14 protein-coding genes are annotated in these 18,831 nt (G+C 70.1%); 7 read left to right on the forward strand and 7 right to left on the reverse strand.

Features of this window, described 5'->3' with window-relative positions; genetic code table 11:
* Positions 1-50: 50 nt before the first annotated feature.
* From I0C86_RS29985 to I0C86_RS29995, 3 genes are all read left to right on the forward strand, one after another.
* Positions 51-1,517: an argininosuccinate lyase gene (locus tag I0C86_RS29985; protein WP_196204672.1), complete on the forward strand. Its 1,467-nt coding sequence runs from the start codon at positions 51-53 to the stop codon at positions 1,515-1,517.
* Between the two features lie 125 nt (positions 1,518-1,642).
* Entirely contained in the window at positions 1,643-2,602 is a 960-nt protein-coding gene (locus tag I0C86_RS29990) for an ROK family protein (protein ID WP_323373931.1), read from the forward strand.
* Positions 2,603-3,322: 720 nt separating this feature from the next.
* A complete protein-coding gene (locus I0C86_RS29995; protein ID WP_196204673.1) occupies positions 3,323-6,025 on the forward strand; it encodes a sugar-binding protein in 2,703 nt (900 codons plus the stop codon).
* 111 nt (positions 6,026-6,136) lie between these two features.
* Here the strand turns inward: I0C86_RS29995 and I0C86_RS30000 are convergent, their stop codons facing one another.
* Positions 6,137-8,296: an amylo-alpha-1,6-glucosidase gene (locus tag I0C86_RS30000; protein ID WP_323373932.1), complete on the reverse strand. Its 2,160-nt coding sequence runs from the start codon at positions 8,294-8,296 to the stop codon at positions 6,137-6,139.
* A gap of 211 nt (positions 8,297-8,507) precedes the next feature.
* On the opposite strand from I0C86_RS30000, the gene I0C86_RS30005 reads away from it, so the two are divergent.
* Both I0C86_RS30005 and I0C86_RS30010 read left to right on the forward strand, forming a co-directional pair.
* Entirely contained in the window at positions 8,508-9,062 is a 555-nt protein-coding gene (locus I0C86_RS30005; RefSeq protein ID WP_196204674.1) for a GNAT family N-acetyltransferase, read from the forward strand.
* 191 nt (positions 9,063-9,253) lie between these two features.
* Entirely contained in the window at positions 9,254-9,922 is a 669-nt protein-coding gene (locus I0C86_RS30010; protein ID WP_196204675.1) for a YceI family protein, read from the forward strand.
* A gap of 83 nt (positions 9,923-10,005) precedes the next feature.
* On the opposite strand, the gene I0C86_RS30015 is transcribed toward I0C86_RS30010, so the two are convergent.
* The 3 genes from I0C86_RS30015 to I0C86_RS30025 are packed head-to-tail and all read right to left on the reverse strand — an operon-like array spanning position 10,006 to position 13,143.
* Entirely contained in the window at positions 10,006-11,184 is a 1,179-nt protein-coding gene (locus tag I0C86_RS30015) for a ferritin-like domain-containing protein (protein ID WP_196204676.1), read from the reverse strand.
* Positions 11,162-12,016: a phosphate/phosphite/phosphonate ABC transporter substrate-binding protein gene (locus I0C86_RS30020; protein ID WP_196204677.1), complete on the reverse strand. Its 855-nt coding sequence runs from the start codon at positions 12,014-12,016 to the stop codon at positions 11,162-11,164. Before I0C86_RS30020 ends, I0C86_RS30015 begins: the two co-directional genes overlap by 23 nt.
* Positions 12,013-13,143 carry an acyl-CoA dehydrogenase family protein gene (locus tag I0C86_RS30025; RefSeq protein WP_196204678.1) on the reverse strand — a complete coding sequence of 377 codons (1,131 nt, stop codon included), beginning with the start codon at positions 13,141-13,143 and terminating at the stop codon, positions 12,013-12,015. Before I0C86_RS30025 ends, I0C86_RS30020 begins: the two co-directional genes overlap by 4 nt.
* Before the next feature lie 224 nt (positions 13,144-13,367).
* Here I0C86_RS30025 and I0C86_RS30030 point away from each other — a divergent pair, with 224 nt between their 5' ends.
* The gene (locus I0C86_RS30030; protein ID WP_196204679.1) at positions 13,368-14,027 is read left to right on the forward strand and encodes a calcium-binding protein; all 660 of its coding nucleotides are present in this window, start codon (positions 13,368-13,370) and stop codon (positions 14,025-14,027) included.
* A 50-nt stretch (positions 14,028-14,077) separates the two neighbouring features.
* On the opposite strand, the gene I0C86_RS30035 is transcribed toward I0C86_RS30030, so the two are convergent.
* The gene (locus I0C86_RS30035) at positions 14,078-16,057 is read right to left on the reverse strand and encodes a fibronectin type III domain-containing protein (protein WP_230395017.1); all 1,980 of its coding nucleotides are present in this window, start codon (positions 16,055-16,057) and stop codon (positions 14,078-14,080) included.
* A 112-nt stretch (positions 16,058-16,169) separates the two neighbouring features.
* On the opposite strand from I0C86_RS30035, the gene I0C86_RS30040 reads away from it, so the two are divergent.
* Positions 16,170-16,553 (forward strand): beta-propeller fold lactonase family protein, encoded by a 384-nt coding sequence (locus I0C86_RS30040; RefSeq protein ID WP_196204681.1) that lies wholly within the window; start codon positions 16,170-16,172, stop codon positions 16,551-16,553.
* Between the two features lie 25 nt (positions 16,554-16,578).
* On the opposite strand, the gene I0C86_RS30045 is transcribed toward I0C86_RS30040, so the two are convergent.
* Positions 16,579-17,250 carry a M23 family metallopeptidase gene (locus I0C86_RS30045; protein WP_196204755.1) on the reverse strand — a complete coding sequence of 224 codons (672 nt, stop codon included), beginning with the start codon at positions 17,248-17,250 and terminating at the stop codon, positions 16,579-16,581.
* 81 nt (positions 17,251-17,331) lie between these two features.
* Positions 17,332-18,732, reverse strand: coding sequence for a C40 family peptidase (locus I0C86_RS30050; protein ID WP_196204682.1), 1,401 nt, complete (start codon positions 18,730-18,732; stop codon positions 17,332-17,334).
* Between the last annotated feature and the right edge of the window lie 99 nt (positions 18,733-18,831).

Genomic DNA, 18,831 nt, shown 5'->3' on the forward strand with positions numbered 1-18,831 from the left:
CGGAGCGCCACGGATGGCCTCCGGCGAAACGATCGGACACGAGGGACATCATGACAAGCACACCGTCGCTGACCATCTACCAGCAGCACCACCTGCGCCCGACCTACGACCACCACGCGCCCTACCTGTTCGCGCCGATGGTGCGGGCCAGCCAGGCGCACGTGGTGATGCTCGTCGAGCAGGGGCTGATCCCGGCCGAGCGGGGGGCCCGGTTACTCCGCGGGCTGCGGGCGCTGGCGGCCGACAGCGCCGATGTGCCGCCGTTCGACGGCAGTGTGGAGGACGTCTACTTCCAGGTCGAGAAGCGACTCGCGGCGGCGTGCGGGATATCCACCGCCGAACTCGACGTCCAACTCGCCCGCAGCCGCAACGACCTGGACGCGGGCGTGTTCCGGATGGTGCTGCGGCAACAACTGCTCGGTGTGCTCGATCGGGTGCTGGCCGCCGGGGCGACCGCGTTGGACCGCGCCGACCGTTACGCCGACGTGCTGATCACCGGCTACACGCACCGCCGTCCGGCGCAACCGACGACCATCGGGCACGTGCTGGCCGGGTACGCCGAGGCGCTGGCCGTTGAGGCGACCGGGTACGCGGACCTGCTGGACCAGATGAACCGTTCCCCGCTGGGCTCGTGCGCGTTCGCCGGTACGGATCTGGACATCTCCCCGGCCCGGTTGGCCGAGCTGCTCGGCTTCGACGGCCTGGTGACCAACTCCTACGAGGCGGTGGCCGGCGCCGACCACCTGGTCCGGGTGGCCACCCTCAACGCGCAGGCGCTGGCGACCGGGGCCCGGTTGGCCCGTACCCTGATGGACTGGCTCACCTGGCGCTGGGTGGAGACGCCGGTGGACTTCACCCAGGGCAGCAGCATCATGCCGCAGAAGCGGAACCCGGTGGTGCTGGAGCATCTCGTCTCGATGGCCGGCGCGTCGGCCGGCGACGCGGCCTCGGTGCTGAACAACGTGGGCGCGGGCTGGTGGGAGGACTCCAACAACGCCACCACCGACGTACAGGTCCGGCTCTGGGACAGCTGCGACCGCAGCGACCGGTTCTTCGCCCTGCTCGGCGGTTTCCTCGACCAGCTCGTACCGTGGCAGCCGCCGGCAGCGGCCGAGATCGTGGCGTCGGGTGCGACCACCACGGCCGCCGCCGACGCGCTGACCCGGCACGGTGTGCCGTTCCGGGCGGCCCACTCGGTGGTCGGGAGGTTGGTGCGGGCCGGCACACCGGATACCTGGACAGCCGAACAGGTTCGCTCGGCGGCCGGCGCCTCGGGTGTGGCCGGGCCGCTCGGGGACGCCGCGGTGGCGGATCTTCTTGCCGCCGCGGTCCGTCCGGAGCTGGTGCTGGACCGCGCCCAGGCGGACGGTCCGGGCACCGCTGCGGTACGGGCCCAGGCCAGGACCATCCGACTCACCTTCGACGCGGTCGATGCCCGGGTGGCGGGGATGCGTGCCCGGCTGGCCGCCGCCGAGCGGGCGCTGGACCGGGCCGTGGACGGGCGGCTCGGACAGTGACGGTGCGGTCCCATTCGGTTCCGGCCGAACAACACCTTCCGTCCGAGCGACGACCTCCATCCGAGCACCGGCTTTCCGAGCGGGAGATCTCCACCGAGGGCAATGACCGCCTGGTTCCGGTAGCGGTGGAATCCGGTGCCGTCGACCTCGATGCCGCCCGTCGGGTGTCGGGCTCCACACCGGACGCCGGGGTGGCACCGGGGCGACTGCTCGGTATCGACTTCGGCGGCACGAAGATGGCCGTCGGAGTGGCCGACGGCAGCGGTCGGTTGCTGGCGGCCGAGCGGATCGCGACCCAGGCGGATCGCGGTGCCCGGCAGGCGCTGGACCGGGCTCTGGATCTGGCCGGGAAGTTGCTCGGCCGGACCGGCGGGCGGCTCGCCGCTGCCGGAATCGCATCACCGGGCGTGATCCGGCCCGACGGCATCGACCTGGCCCCGAACGTGCCGGGGTGGGAGCGGCTGCGGTTGGCGGACGCGGTCCGGGACCGGTTCGGCGTCGCCGAGGTCGCGGTGGCCAACGACCTGAACGCGGCGGCGCTGGCCGAGCTGCGGCTCGGTCTTCTTCAGGACGTCGATCCGGGGCTGGTGGTCGGGCTCGGCACGGGTGTCGCGGCGGCGGTCACGACCCGTGGCACCGTACTGTCCGGACAGGGCGGGGCGGCCGGCGAGATCGGGTACGCGGTTACCGGTGCGGGCTGGTCCGGTCCGGAGTCCATGTTGGAGCGGGTCTTCTCCGGCGGCGCCCTGGATCGGCTGGCGGCGACGTTCGGACTGACCGGTGGCGCGGCGGCACTCTGCGCCGAGGCGGCCACACCCGGCCCGGCCCGGGAGGCGTTGTGTGACCGGCTCGACGAGTTGGCCCGTCACCTGGTGACCTGCTGCCTGTTGATCGATCCGCGGCGGGTGGTGCTGGTCGGCGGCGTGGCGGGAAGTCCGTTGGTTCGGGAACTGCTCGCCGAACGCCTCGCGGAGGTTCTGCCGTACCGCCCGGAGATCGTGCTGTCCGGGTTTCCCGACGACGCGGCGTTGTTGGGTGCGGTGACGATGGCGGGCGAGCTGGCGTCGGCCCCCGAACAGGTCTGAACCGATCCGACCTGTCCCGACCGGATCCGGGCACTACCGCCGGATCCGGTCGGGCGTCCGGACCGACCGCCGTCCGTCGGATGTGGACGGTGTCGGCCGCCGTCCGCGGTGGGTTCGGGGCTGCCGTCCGGGACGGGCATGGCCTTGTCGTGACCCGACCAAAGGCTTGTTTCCTTTCTCCAAGGAACTAATTATGGATGTTAAGTCCGAATAGCCCATCCCTGACCCATCCTCCGGCTGACGCCGGGAATAGCCAGGAGAAGGACCTCCGGTAAGGCGTTCAGTCGACGCGGAGGGCGTCCGGGTGGCGAGCCTATTTGATTTCTTCTGAGAAGAAAGAAAGTGCCGTCCAGAGTATTGACTCACTCCGAGACGATCTTTAGCGTTACCCAGCGAAGGCCTTCCAGCGGGTACGGATGAGCCGTACCGCTGACCCCCCAACGCGATCGTCCACCGTGCGCAGACGTCTAGCGCTGCTGGCGTTTGAGCATCCGATGCCGCCACACGGATCCGGGTGGCGGTTACGCGGCTGACCCACCTGTAGCGGCTTCCCCGACCGACGCGTCGAGTCCTGGACCGGGACCGCCGTCGCTCGTGGACGCCGCGGCGCCCGGACCGCCCGAACCTCGATCTCCAGCCGCACCGAGCCGCCGCGCGAGGTCCGCACAGTCCCGATGCAGCACGACCGTGAGTATCGAATCACCACGAGGAGGTATGCACATGAGATGGCGCGTCAAGATCGCAACGGCGATATGCTGTCTTGTACCGCTCAGCCTGGTCGGAGCGGCTCCGGCCACGGCCACTGGCAAAGCCGGCGACACCGTCGACCTGGACGTCATGTTCATCGGGGCGCACCCGGATGACGAGGCTGGCCAGCTCGGCATGCTCGGGTACTGGAACGAGCAGCACGACATCGAGGCCGGCGTCATCACGATGACGCGCGGCGAGGGCGGTGGCAACGCCGTCGGGCTGGAGGAAGGGCCACCGCTCGGGATCATCCGCGAGGACGAAGAGCGTCGCGCCACCGGCTGGGCGGGTGTCGAGCACATCTACAACCTCGACGCCGTCGACTTCTACTACACCGCCAGCGCACCGCTGTCCGAGCAGATCTGGGGCTACAACAACGCGCTGTCCCGAATCGTGCGGGTACTGCGCACCACCCGGCCGGAGGTCATCATCACGATGAACCCCTCGGCCACCCAGGGCAACCACGGCAACCACCAGGAAGCCGCCATGCTCGCCGTCGAGGCGTTCTACGCCGCAGCGGACCCGAACGCCTTCCCCGAACAGATCAAGAAGGAAGGGCTCGAGCCCTGGCGCGTCGCGCGGATCTTCCAGGCCGGTGGCAGCGGCTCGGGCGCGAACGGCCCGACCTGTGAGACCGCCCCGTTCACCCCGTCCGAGCCGACCAACGTCGTCTTCGGAACCTGGCAGGGGTACGAGGCCGCGCGGCACGACGGCACGCGGTGGAACCAGGTGAACGTCTGGGCCCGGCGTGAGTACGCCAGCCAGGGCTGGGCCAGCACCGGCGACGCCGCCACGAACCCCGCCAGCATCGGCTGCAACCGGATCACGATGATCGACAGCCGTACGCCGTACCCGGACCCGACGGTCGGCGGCACCGCGGCCCTTCAGGGCACCAACATCCGGGCCACCGGCGGACTTCCGCTCGGCACCGAACTGCACCTGCGGCCGGAGCGCTGGGAGGTCCTTCCCGGCCTTCCGCTCAAGGTCGACGCGCTCGTCCGCGGAGCGGACCGGGCGATCCCCGGCGCCAAGGTGAGCCTCTCGGTTCCGGCCGGATGGAGCGTCCGGGGCGACGGCAACATCGGCACGATTCCCACCCGCAAGGACGCGGTGGCCAGGTTCACCGTCACCCCGCCGCAGAACCTCACCGCCGGTGCCCGGTTCTCGCTCAGGGCCACCATGACCAGCAAGAAGGACGGGACCGGCAGTAACACGGCGGTCGTGCAGGCCACGGCGCCGGTCCGGGGCACCCTCGAACCGTTGCCGGAGATCGCCAAGTTCCGGCAGTGGACCGAGAAGCACGACGTCAAGACCCTCGACGCACTGATCCCCTCGCTGCTGAGCCTGCCGAGCGGTGGCACCCGACCGATCCGGGTCGACCTGACCAACCACAGCGACCAGGTTCAGTCCGGTAGCGTCCGGCTGACCGTCCCGGCCGGCTTCTCGGTCGCGGAGTCGCAGCAGACCTACACCGGGTTGCAACCGGGGGCGCGCGGGGCCGTCACCTTCACGGTCACCAACACGGACACGTCGTTGCCCACCGCCAACCGGGCCCCGAACGACGGCGCCTACCCGGTCGGGATCCAGACCAGCTTCAACGGTGGCGAGGCCGTCGAGAGCGGAACTCTGAACCTCGTCCCGGTCACCACCATCCCGGCGGCGGCGACCGCGCCGACCGTCGACGGCACGGCCGGGCCGGGAGAGTACAGCGGCGAGACCATCGACATCTCGACCCGCTGGGAGGGAACGGCGGCACCGCCGGCGGACATCTCCGGGACCGCCCGGCTGACGTACACCGACGACGCGCTCTACGTCCTGCTCGACGTCACCGACGACGTTCTCGGTTCCGTCCTGCGGGCCGACGACTGCAAGCGCCCCCGGCGCAACGACAACATCGAGTTCGGCATCGACCCCCGGGGCAACTCGGGAAACACCTCGACGGTCTTCAACGTCGCGCTCTTCCCGACCACGGTCGACCCCGCCAACGGCAACCCGCCGTGCTTCGCCCGGGAACGGGACAACCGCCAGGGACCCGGTCCCGTGACGGCGCCGGGCATGCAGGTCGCCTCGATCGTCACCAACCCCTACCTCGGTTACCGGATCGAGGCGAAGATCCCGTTCGACGTACTGCCGGACACCATCGATCCGGACCACATGGGGTTGGAGATCCTGGTCAACGACTCCGACACCCAGGACCTGTCCGGGCAGACCCGGACCGGCTGGTCGACCTGGACCGGTGTCCGGGCCGACCCGTGGCGCTGGGGAATCGCACGACTCGACGGGTACCCGAGCCAGGCTCCGGCGCCGAAGGAGCCGGTCTTCCCGGCGACGGCGGCGCTGAGCGTGGACTCGCCACAGACCCTGGTGCAGTCCGCCGAGGACGGGGTCGCACCGGGTGGTTGGCGGGCCCTGCCGAACGGCACGGTACGGATCGACGATGTCGAGACCCGGAACCGGTCCGTCACCGTCGACGTGCGCACCAGGCAGTCCGGCACCGTCCGGGCCTTCGTCTGGGACGGCGACCAGGTTCTGGCCAGCACCACCCGCGATCTCGGGTCCGGCAGGCACACGCTGACGCTGCCCCTGGAGGCCGCGCTGCCGGCCGGATCGTCGATCCTCCTGTCGTACCAGGACGGTGATGCGACGACGGCACTCGCCCGCGCCCTGAAGCGTTGAAGCGGTGACGTGGTGACGCGGTGACGCGGTGACGCGGTGACGTGGTGACGGGTGGGCCGGATCGACGAGGATCCGGCCCACCCGATCACGTCTGCGACGCTCGGGTGGACGTCAGCGGTCCGACAGCCGCAGGTGGCCCTGTGTGCCGTTCGCCTCGAGGTCCCAGCGCTGACCGAAACCGTGCACCCCGGTCATCTGGATCCGCCCGAACCGCTCGGGGATCGCCGGGTCCAGGAGGAGTTGTCCGTCCCTCGCCTCCAGCCCGAGCATCGTGCGGAGGAAGAGCAGCGGTGCCGCGCTGGCCCAGGCCTGTGGGTTGCACGCCGTCGGGTACGGCACCGGGATCCGGCCGAACGCGCGGTCGTACCCGGAGAACGCCTCGGGCAACCGGTCGTCGGAGTAGCGGGCCGCCTCCAGCATCGCCTCGATGATCCGGTTCGCCTCGGCCCGGAAGCCGTACCGGGCCAACCCGTACGCGATCAGGGAGTTGTCGTGCGGCCAGACCGTGCCCAGGTGGTAGCCGATCGGGTTGTAGCCACGGTCCTCGGTCGACAGGGTCCGTACCCCCCAGCCGGAGAAGAGTTCGTCGGACATGAGTTGGCGGGCCACCATCGCAGCCCGCTCCGGTGGCACGATGCCGCTCCACAGCAGGTGCCCCATGTTCGAGGTCATCGAGTCGATCCGCCGCTTGTCCCCGTCCAGCCCCAGGGCGTAGTAGCCGCCCCGGTCCTCGATCCAGAAGTCGCGGTTGAACCGGTCGGCGAGCGCGGCGGCCTCGTCGCGCAGCCGGCGGGCCAACCCGGGATCGCGGTACGGGCCGTCGGCCAGCTCCGCCATCCGCAGCTTCGCGTCGTAGGTGTAGCCCTGGATCTCGCAGATCGCGATCGGCAGCACCGGAATCGTCCCGTCGGCGAACTGGACGCCGTTCCAGGAGTCACGCCAGCACTGGTTCCCCAGTCCTTCGCTGGACCGGGTGGCGTACTCGACGTAGCCGTCGCCGTCCCGGTCGCCGTACTCGTCGATCCAGCGCAGCGCGGCGTAGGCGTTGTCCCGTACGTCCTGCAGGAGAGCTTCGTCGCCGGTCCAGCGCCAGTACTCGGAGAGGACGATCAGCCAGAGTTGCGTGGTGTCGGCAGCGCCGTAGTACGGGTTGTGCGGTTTGAGGCCGAGCCGGGTCAGTTCGCCGCTGCGGTGCTCGTGCAGCATCTTGCCCGGCTCCCGATCGGTGAAGTCGTCCAGTTCGGTGGCCTGGTGTGCGGCGACGACGATCAGCGCCCCCCGGGCGAGTTCCGGCCCGCCGAGCATCACCTGGTAGCTGGTGATCAACGAGTCCCGCCCGAACAAGGTGAGAAACCAGGGCAGTCCGGCGGCGATCATCACCACTCGCTCTCCTCTGACCTCCTTCTCGACCCGCATCGACACCAGGTCGGCCACGGACTTGTGGAAGACGTCGCAGATCGAATCCGAGTCGGCACGCACGTCGGGGCAGCCGGCCTGCCAGCGGGTCGCCGAGTCCGTTTCGTCGCCCACCTCGAAGACCTCGCCGAACTCCCGTCGGGTCGGCACTATCCGGCGGTCGACGTAGCGCAGCGGGACGTGCAACTCGACCTGCCAGACCTCCCCGGGGGTCAGGACGAGGTCCCAGACCAGATCGTCATCCTCGATCCGGCTCGCGGCAGGGATCGCCCGGACCTCCGTGCCCGCCGTGAACTCGCCGTTGCGGTACGAGAAGCTGAGCTGGGAGCAGTCGGCGGCGTGGTCCCGGACGATCTGGGCCGAGCGGTCCCGGACCTGTTCCTTGATCTCGAAGAGGTCGGCGAAGTCGACGCCGACGGCCAGCCGCAGTTGGATCGGCACCGGATCGTCGGTGAAGCACTGCAGTCCGATCCGTTCGTACATGCCCTCGCCGACGAGGCGCTGCCGGCGGATCCCGACCCGGTTGGCGGGCAGGTCGGGTAGGTCCGGGTTGGCCAGGAAGAACGCGGCCGAGAAGGCGTCGACGGGACTGGAGCCGAGCAGCAGCGGCCGGGAACCGTTGAGCGTCAGTTGCCAGCGGCTCAGAAACCGGGTGTCCTCGTGGACCAGCCCGCCGATCGAGCCCGGGGGCACGTCGCCGGCCGAGTCGGAGAACATGAACGACAGACCGTCGAGCACGCCGATCGCGTCCGGCCCCAGTTCGGGAGGCAGGTTGCGGACGGTTCCGCTCGGAATCCCGGCGGCCGGCTCCGGCGTCGGGTCGGCCGGTGTCGGCCGCCGTCCAGTGGTTGTCACGTATACCTCCGACGGAGGGGGCCCGGATTGTGTATATATCTGAGACGCTACCCCTTTGCTCCCGTTTTCATCCATGAAAACGCTCACCGACTCGGCGGGACCGGTCACGGTACGGCCATCGGGACCGCGTCGAGCAGGGCGGAGAGCCGGGCGTCGAGGCCGTCGGGCTACCGTTTCGACCGGTACCCGCACTCGGATGGAGACAGGGACGATGCGAGAAGTCGGCACGGTGTCACCGCTGGACGTCTCGATCGCACCCCCCGAACAGGCTGACGACGGCGAGTTCGTGGCCGAGGTCGTCGACCTGGTCAACCGGGTGTACGCCGGTGCGGAGAAGGGACTGTGGCGCGACGGCACCGATCGGACCAGCCCGGCCGAGGTGACGTCCCTGATCCGCGCGGGTCAACTCGCGGTGGCCAGGATGGGCGGCCGGCTCGTCGGCACGGTCCGGCTTCAGCGTCTCGGCGGCGGCGAGGGTGCGTTCGGCATGCTCGTCGCCAGCCCGGACGACCGTGGCATCGGCATCGGCCGGGAGCTCGTCGCCTTCGCCGAGCGCTGGGCGCGTGAGCGGCAGCTCGACCGGATGCAGCTCGAACTTCTCGTCCCGCAGACCTGGACGCATCCGGTGAAGGAGTTCCTGCGCGACTGGTACACCCGGATCGGATACCGGGAGATCCGCAGGGCCCGCCTCGACGAGGCGTACCCGGCGCTCCAGCCGCACCTGGCGACGCCCTGTGACTTCGTCATCTACCACAAGTCGCTCTGACCGCCCCGTCCGCAGACGGCGACCGACCGCCGGTGCGGTGTCGCCGGAGCCGCAGCGGCTAACGCAAAGTGATCATCCTCACGGGAGCCGCCCAGGTCAGAGATGTCGTTCCGGTTGCCTGACTACTCTGTGGAATCGGTGAACCGTAGGACATCCGCACCACGCGGCAACGATTCGGGGGACGTACGACGATGACCGGTTCCACGACACGGTCCTGGCACGGGATGACGATCCCGGCCCCCGGCACCTACCTGCTCGATCCCGCCCACAAGCGGATCGGATTCCTGGCCCGACACATGATGGTGAGTCCGGTACGGGGCGAGTTCGCCGACGCGACCGCGCAGATCCTCGTCGATCCGGATCCGGTGAACTCCTCGGTGACCGCGACCATCCAGGCGGCGAGCATCGGCACCGGAAACGCCGACCGGGACGCGCACCTGAGCAGCGCCGACTTCCTCGACGTGGAGCGGTACCCCACCCTCGAGTACCGCAGTACGGGAATCCGGCAGCAGCCGGACCGGGACGACTCGATCTTCTTCTGGGCCCGGCTGCGGAGTCAGCGCCCCGGCCGCCGCAGCGAGGTCGTGGTGCCGGAGCAGGTCGACCGGACGTCCGGACGGTTCGTACTCACCGGGGAGTTGACCGTGAAGGGGACAACCCGACCGGTCGATCTCCAGGTGGAGTTCGGCGGCGCCCGCCGCGATCCCTACGGGCAGGACATCTTCGGCTTCAGCGCGACGGCGGAGATCGAGCGGGAGGCGTACGGGCTGCTCTGGAACGTGGCTCTCGAAAGCGGCGGTGTCCTGGTCGGAAAGACCGTGCGGATCGAGATCGCGGGCGAGGCCATCCGCCAGCCCTGAGGCGGGCCGGGTCGCGGCGGCCGGGCAGGAGGTCGCGGCCCCGAACGGCGGCTCCGCCCGAGCCGGTCGATGGGATCCGACGGTCACATGAAGTTGCGGGTGTGCAGCGCCGACAGGGCGGCCGCCTCGTCGTCCGGAAAGCCGATGTACTCCAGCCGTCGCCGGCGCCCCGAATCCATGGCCTGTTGGAGGCGGAGCACATCCTGCCAGCCCCGGGCGATCGCCGCCGGCTCCCAGGAACCGGCGGCGAGGACGACCAGCGCGTCGAAGACCTGCTTGTTCAGGCCTGCCGTGTCGGCCAGCGCCGCGTGGCGCCGCTCGACCGCCGTACGCAGCCGGTGCAGGAATCCCGGGTCCGCCCGGACCACGTGCGCGGTGTGGGCGACCCCGAAGGCGACGTGCCGGGCCTCGTCCCGGGCGGCGAGCCGGGTGACGTCGGCGGTCACCCGGTCCGGGGCGTGGCGGTGCAGGAAGTGCAGCAGGTCGAGGAAACTGCCCTCCCCCAGGACGGAGAGCAGGAACGAGGCGAGGGTGAAGTCCGGTTCCTCCAGCAGGGTCTGCAGAGACGCCCGACCGCCGGCGCCGGAAAGTCCGAGCCTGTCGCGGTGCATCAGCCCACGGCGGGTGAAGACCTCCAGGTGCCGTGCCTCGTCGGCGGCCTGCGCCGCCAGGAGTTGCATCACCTCGCGGTAGTGCGGATGGAGCCGGGAGAGGAGCCGGGCCGGGATCATCAGGGCGGCCTGCTCGTTCTCCACCAGAAAGGTCATCACCTGCACGACGGCGTCCTCGACGTCGTCCGGCACGGATCCGGCCGCCGTCCAGTCCACCGCGGTCGCCGGATCCCACTGGTTCGCCGTGGCCTGTGCGTACAGCTGGGGTGCGATGTCGGCCCAGACCAGGTCGCGGTCGACCCAGTCGACGGAGAGCGCCGGACCACCCGGTTCGACCAGAGCGCTCCGGGCGGCCAGTCCCCACTCCCGGCTCGCCCGTGGAACGACGTCGGCGGCCGTCCGCCCGGCCCGCGGCGCTCCCCGCCACCGGTCCCGGTCGGCGCTGCCTCGGACGATGGTCGGGGCGGCGGCGTCCGGATCGAGCCGATGCCCCTCCGCCCGGCACCAGGCCGCGAGGTGTACGCCGAGGGCGGGATGCCGACCACGCACGACCAGGCGCTCTCCCGGGTCCAGCCCGGCCAGCGCCCGGTCGACGAGCAGGTGACCGCCGTTGTCGAAACCGAGGCTCTCAAGGTCGATAGTCGTCGGCACCGAGCGTCCCGTCGGGAAGGTAGAAGCCGGTGTCGGTGACCGCCCCGTCCAGCGCGGCGTACCGGTCCGTCCGGCCCGGCAGCCACTCCTTGAGCCCCTCCAGGTCGAGCAGCGGCCGGGCCGAGTCGTCGGCGTACGACATGCTCAGCAGCAGCTCGCCGAAGTGGTCCACGAGTGCCCGGTCGGCCGCCGGCCCGACGGACATGTTGCAGTGGTCGTACGGCTCCGTCTGGGCCAGCACCCGGACCGACGCGGACGGCAGCGTGCCGTCCCGCCCGAACAGCAGCAGACTCGCGTCGATCAGGCAGGCCGCGTCGGCACGGCCGGCGAGCAGCGCGGCCGCGGCGTCCCGTTCACCGCCGATGTGGTCGCCGTGCAGCCCGACACCCACGTCGAACCGGAGCAGGTCGACGTCGGTCGGGGCGACACCGGCACCGCGGAGCAGCGCCAGCGGCAGCAGGGTCGCCTGGGGCGAATCGATCGCGCCGGTTGCGACGGTCCGGCCCCGCAGGTCGGCGGGGGAGTGCAGATCCGCCTCGGCCCGTACCACGATCACCGAGGTCAGGTCGCGGTCCGTGTCGCGCATCGCGACGGTGCGCAGCTCGAGACCCCGGGCCCGGGCCAGCCGCTCGGCGCGGATCCAGGCCAGCGGTGAGTTCCAGGCCAGGTCGATCCGGCCGGCGAGCAGGTCCTCGACCTGCCGTTCGTAGTGCGAGTAGAGCACGTAGTCCAGGTCCAGACCACGCTCGGCGAACCAGGAACGGAAGCCGGTCCAGATGGTCACGACCTTCGGGTCGTAGGCGACGGCACCGAGGAGCAGCGTGCGGCTCATCGGGCCGGACCGTCCAGCAGCGGCAGGCCACAGAGGGCCCGGCCGACGAAGTCCAGCAGGGCCGACGTCGTCGGTGCCATCACCCGGGCCGCCCGGGAGTCCCGGAACCGGCGTTCGATTCCCAGTTCCCTGCGGAACGCGGCTCCGCCACACACCGTCATTGCCAGGTCGGCGACCTCGGCGGCGCTGCCGCCCGCCGCCGCCTTGACCTCCAGCACCAGCAGTTGCGCGTCGTCGGCCCCCTGCTCGACAGCGGTCAGGGTGCTGTCCACGAGCGCCCTGGTGCGATCCGTCTCGATCCGCATCCGGGCCAGCACCGCCCGGGACTCGGGCTGCTGCGCCAACGACTGGTCCAGGTGCCCCAGGCGGGTCCGGACCAGGTGCTCCGCCGCCTCGCGGGTCACCGCCTGCATCAGGCCGACGCTCGCGGCGGCGTTGAGCAGAAGGAACCACGGCAGTACGGCGGTCAGCGCCAGGTCCAGACCCGTACCGTCCACACCGAGCAGCGCCGTCCGGGGCACCCGTACGCCGCTGCCGGTGACCGGGCGGGAGTCGTTGCCGCGCAGTCCCAACCCGTCGAACTCGGCGCCGATCGACAGGCCCTCGGTGCCGGCCCGGACCAGCCACAGTGACATCGGCCCCGCCTCGGCGAGCGGCCGACTCGACCACACGTAGCTGTCGGCGTGGCCGGCCGAGGTGACCCAGCTCTTCCGGGCGTCGAGGCGCACCTCGTCGCCGTCGTCGGTCGCCGTGCCCACCGGTGCCCAGAAGTGACTGCGCGATCCCGTCTCGGAGAAGGCGAGGGTACTCAGGTGCCGCCCGGCGGCGATCTGACGCAGCTCGTCGGCCCGGTCGGTGGCGGTCAGCGCGGCAACAGCGCTGTAGTGCATCATCGTCACCATCGCGGTCGAGCCACAGGCCGCCGAGAGTTGCCGGACCACGTCGGTCGCGGCCCGGAGCCCCTCGCCACCTCCGCCGTACTCGGCGGGCACCGGAAGCGCGAGCAGACCCGCCCCGGCCATCGCGGCGACGGCCTCGCGGGGGAAGGACCGGGACCGGTCGAGGGACTCCGCACCCGGTACGACGATCTCCTGAACGATCCGGTCCAAGGAATCCTGATACGTCATGCGCCCTCCCGGGCCTCGGTCGGCACGGTCCCTGTCATGGTCCCGCCCGCTGCCGCCCCTGACAACAGGCGTCCCAGCACCTCCTGTGGCAGGGCCGGTGTGCCCGGCCGTGACGGAACGCTGATCGAGCGCTGAGCCCCGGTTGCCACCCTTCGTCTGGCCACCACCCAAGGGGGCTCGGGTCCGCACCGAGCGGTACCCGGCACGGATACGGAGGACGGACCATGACCATCACCAAGAGGCAGGGTCGACCCGGCACCGCTCTTGCCGCGCTGCTCCTGCTGTCCACGGCGGCCGTCCTGGCGACCGCCGGGCCGGCGGCGGCCAACGAGGAGTGCGAGCCCGATCCGGTGGGAATCACCTTCATCGGCGACGACGGCATCGACGTCTTCGTCGGCGGGGCCGGCAACGACACCTTCATCGGCAACGGCGGCAACGACATCCTGATCGGCAACGGCGGTGCCGACACGTTCGTCGGGGGACCGGGCAACGACCAGATCAGCGGCGGCGACGGCGAGGACACCATCAGTGGAGGCGACGGGGACGACACCATCTCCGGTGGCCTCTGCGACGACAAGATCGCGGGCGACGGGGGTGCGGACCGGGCCCGGGGCGACGAGGACGACGACATTGTCGAGGGAAACGCTGGAGACGACGTCCTGGAGGGCAACCCGGGCCTCGACACCGTACGGGGCGGCGACGGTGAGGACGTCGTCAGCGGCGGGAACGGTGACGACGTGCTGGGCGGCGGTGCCCAGGACGACGACCTGGCCGGAGGGACCGGCGTGGACGAGCTGACCGGTGGGCTGGGCAACGATGTCGGCGACGGCGGCCCCGGTGTGGACGCGCTCTGCGACACCGAGGTCGTCCTGAACTGCCCGTGACGCATCATGGACGTCCCGCCCGGTGCTCCGCCGGGCGGGACGTCGCGGCGTCAGGTCAACACCAGGACGTTGTAGTAGTCGAGGCGGTCGACGGTCACCCGCAGCTGGCCGTTCCGGCACGAGGAGATCGGCACTTCCGACCCCGCGAAGTCGGGCGAGATCATCGCTATCCGTCGGGGGCAGGACGGCAGGGCGACCTCCACCGGAAAGCCGGTCTGCGGAACGGGCCCCCGGTCGTAGTTGTGGTTGACGAGGTGCACGGTCCGTGCTCCGCCGCCGCGCGGTACGAGCAGGCTCGCCGAGATGTTGCCGGCTCCGACGCGTACGGTCTGGGTCCCGTGGTCGTTGTCCCGGTAGAGCGATCGGTGGTCCTTGTAGAACTGGCTGTACGTCCGGAAGAAGCCCAGCATGCCGGACTGTTCCGCGGTCGGGCTGCCGAGCGTGTCCTTCAGGTGGAAGGCCGGGAAGATGCCGTTGGCGTACGCCTCGGCGCCGAAGATCCGCCAGTAGTCCTGCTTCTCGGCCAGCGGCAGGTTGAGGTAGTTGGTCATCATGTCGTTCGGCCAGTCGATGAACACCGCCACCGGTACGTCGCCGGCGATCCGGCCGCTCTGCTCCTTGAGGTACCGGTAGTTCGCCTGCAACGACTTGGCGCCGTTGAGGTGGCCGTCGACCACCGGCACGTAGTCGGCGCCCCTGAAGTCGGGCGTCTGTTCGTCGGGGTTCCACGGGTACATCCCGACACTGTTGTAGTCCACGTACGGCAGGAGTCCGTTGGAGCTGACCAGTAGCCGACGGTCGGCCGTGCTCCTCGCGTAGGACCGCAGCTCGTCGACCATCTCCTTCCAGTAGCGCCGGAGGTAGCTGACGGTGAAGGACATGTCGTCGGCGTACATCCGGTTGGCGGTCACCCGCCCCCACTCGCCGGCCAGCGGGTTCTCCGAAGTGAGCGGGTCGAGGTTCCAGCCGTTGACCCGCAGGTATCTCCGGTAGTTGAAGTTGTGGGCGAGATCGTCGGCGGGAACGTCGCCCCGGACGAGGTTGTCGTCGGTCATGCCGAAGCGGGACTTCCAGTCGGCTGCCGTGAAGGCCGGGTACTTCGCCAGGAGGTACCGGTTGAAGTCGGCGACGGCGTAGTCGTCGAATCCCTCGTTGCCGTTGAAGCCGTACTTCTGTCCGCCGCTGAACCCGGCGTTCACCTCGTCGAGGTTGATCCCGTCGACGCCGCCGTCGATCTGGATCTTGGCCCAGTCGAGCAGGTACCGGCGGTAGTTCGGGTTGAACATGTTGCCCCGACGGGCCGGGTCGGGGAACCCGAACTCGTCGTGGGGTACCGGATTGTTGTCCGCGTCGCGCGTCGACATGTCGTCGAAGATCTCCGCGCTGGCGAAGTCGTGCGGGAAGATGACGCTGGCCGTCCCGCTGCCCATGAACGCGATGCCCTTGTCGTGATAGCGCCGGATCTGGTCGAATTGGTAGTCGGCCGCCTCGTCACCGCTGGTGGACCATTTCCCGATGGCCCGGATCGTGACGTCGGGGACGAGTTCGTAAACCTGCGGATCTTCCTGGTTCACGTCGGACTGGCTGAAGCCGAAGACCGTGAAGTCCGCGGCCCGGGGCCGGCCGGCGGTCGCGGTCGTCCGGCCGCTGGCCGGCGAGACGTTCCCGGCCGCGTCGCGGGCCTTCACCGCGAAGGCGTAGGTCGTCCCCGACACCAGGTCGGGCACGGTCGCGGTCGTGCCGGTGACCGAGCGGACCACGGTCCTTCCCGAGTAGAGGTCGTACGCCACGACCCCCACGTCGTCGGTCGAGGGGCGCCAGGTGAGGGTGACACTGGTGCCGGTCACGCCGGTCGCCGCGAGCCCGGTCGGTGTGGTCGGCGGCCGGACGTCGCCGGGTCCGGCTGGGCCGGGCCGGTCGTCCCGGACCCCGGCGGTGTCCGCGGCGGCGAAGGCGGGCGGTGCGGGGAGGGTGAGGACCAGCACGACGGCGAGGGGGAACCAGGTCGGCACTCCGGATCGCTGTGGCATTGTCTTCCTCCGTGGGCCGGTGCGCGACGGTCTTCTGACGGCGGGCCAGTCGGAAGCATATGCCGGGGTCATCGATATATAAAGATGTCGATGGGTGGGAATGGATCCGGGAGTGGGGACAGTGGCTCGCCGGCTCCGGCGTCCGGGTCATCGCCAGCTGAATGCCGGCGGGATGGCCCGCCCCACCGCCTCGGCGCGGGCCCAGCGGGTGGGGGAGTTCTTCTACGTGGCCAACGCCGGTAGCTCCACCATCAGCGCCTACCGGGTCGGCGACGACGGACACCTCGTCCTGGTCGCCGCCGTCGCGGCCAGCACCGGGGGTGGTTCCATCGACATGACCGAGGGTGGTGGATTCCTCTACGTGCAGAACGCCGCCGCCGGCAACGTGCAGGGCTACGCCGTGCACGAAGACGGGTCCCTGACCCTCGTCAGCACCGTCGACGGACTGCCCGAGTTCGAGAACGGGATCGGCATGGAAGGCATCGCCGCCTCCTGAGCCGGACGGGGCGCCGGCATCCCGGTCAACGGCCCGCTCCGGCGGGGCAGTTGTTGCTCTTCCGCTTGACCGTGTATTCCTCGTCGTCGTGGGTGATGCCGGACGGTGAACCGTCGAAGTGGGTTTCGACCTTCTGCCAGCCCTGGCGCTGCTCGTAGTGCAGGTGCGGGGCGCCGGAGTTGCCGGTGCTGCCGACCCGGCCGATCTGGTCGCCCTGGTCCACTCGCTGGCCGACCCGGACCAGCGGTGGTTCGAGCATGTGGAGGTACTGCGTCTCCCAGGTACCGCCATGATCGATCTTCACCCAGTACCCACCGCCACGACCGCGCGCGCCGTCCGGGTTGTCCGGATTACGGCCACCCAGCGATCCGTTGATCCCGGCCACGGTGACAGTGCCGGCGTACGACGCGAGCACCGGCCGCCCCCACGCCTCGCCCCTGGTCGGGAACAGGTCGACGTCGTAGTCGTCGTGGCCGGGATAGGTACCGAGCTGCCAGGTCTCGCCGCAGGCGACGGGAAGCTGGAAGAGCGGACGGGGGCCCGGTCCCCGCAGCAGCGGCACGACGACCACGGCGACCACCGTGATGACGACGACCGCCGCGACCGCGGCCAGCACGACGAGGGTGCGGCTGGTGCGGCTCGAGAGGCGGCGGTGGGTGCGTCTGGTCGGCTGGCCGGTCGTCACCGTCCCGAGCATGTCAGACACCGGCAAGAGCGGGACCTCGGGTGCCGGCTGACCCACCTGGGGCCAGCCGGCAGCCGGTGCGGAAATGTGTGGTCAGATGCCGTAGATGAATTGTTCGTCGACGCCGCCGGCGCTGTTGGCGTTGCGTAGGTAGACGGTGTTGTTGCCTGGTCGGCGGACGCCGGGGGTGTCGATGTCGTCCTTGTTCCAGTCGCCTGGTACGGGGATGTCGCCGGATGGGCCGTGGCCGTAGATGAACTGGTAGTCGAGGCTGGTGGTGCCGTCGGTGAGGTACCAGGTGGAGTTGCCGGGGCGGAAGACGCCGACGGTGTCGATGTAGTCCTTGTTCCAGTCGCCGGCGACGGGGATGTCGCCGGATGGGCCGTGGCCGAAGATGAACTGGTGGTCGAGGCTGGTGGTGCCGTCGGTGAGGTAGAAGGTGGAGTTGCCGGGGCGGAAGACGCCGACGGTGTCGATGTTGTCCTTGTTCCAGTCGCCGGCGACGGGGATGTCGCCGGATGGGCCGTGGCCGAAGATGAACTGGTGGTCGAGGCTGGTGGTGCCGTCGGTGAGGTAGAAGGTGGATTCGCTGGGGCGGAAGACGCCGACGGTGTCGATGTTGTCCTTGTTCCAGTCGCCGACGACGGGGATGTCGCCGGATGGGCCGTGGCCGAACTTGAAGATGATGGTGGCGTCTCCGCTGTTGGTGTTGCGGAGGTACCAGGTGGAGGTGCTGGGGCGGAAGACGCCGATGGTGTCGATGCCGTCCTTGTTCCAGTCACCGGAGACCGGGATGTCCTCCGATGACACGTCCTCGGCAATCTTGTCGTAGCGGACCGGGGTGTAGAGGCCGGCGTAGCTGGACGTCCAGGTGCGCTCGATGGTGCCGCTGCTGCCCGTCTGCTCGATGACCACCGGTGTGGTACGTGCGGAGTTACCCCACTTCACGAACAGGGCGACGTGGTTCTCGCTGGTATTGCCGGTGTGCCGGAGCAGGGCGTCACCCGGCTGAAGATCGCTGCGTGCGATCGGGTGTGACCGGGTGTCGAGGTTCCCGGTCCAGAAGCCGTTCCCGATGCCGCCGAGACCCCACGCCATGGCGACGAAGCCCGAACAGTCGGTGCGATAGTCACCGTACCTGTTCTCGTAGCACCGACTCTGGCTGTACGGGACGCCACCCACGCTGAGCCAGCTACGCGCCCGGGTGATCGCCTCAGCCCGGCGCATGGTCTTGTCGGACCCGTTGTCGGCACATGGCAGGGGTGTGGTGCTCACCGCGGCGGATGTTCCCACCTTCGGCGTAAGGCCCGGGTACTCGGGCAGCGGCGGGTCCCCGGGCACGCTCGCGGCGGCCGGCCCGGCCGCGTCGACCGCTGAGGTGTCGGGCGTCGCTGACGCCGTCGCCGGCGTCAGCGCCATGGCCGCGGCCAGCACGGCGATCGGTACCAGTGACCGACGTGCCAGCCAACCGCTCCGTTGAGCGTAAGAGTGCATATACGTGTCCTCCCGTGTGACGGCGGGCTGTGGCCTCGCCTACCGGAAGTGTGGGAACCATCCCTGGCGTACGGCTGGAGGGACAACTCCGGTACCGGA

This window comes from Plantactinospora alkalitolerans, from assembly GCF_015690345.1.
GTDB classification, from domain to species: domain Bacteria; phylum Actinomycetota; class Actinomycetes; order Mycobacteriales; family Micromonosporaceae; genus Plantactinospora; species Plantactinospora alkalitolerans.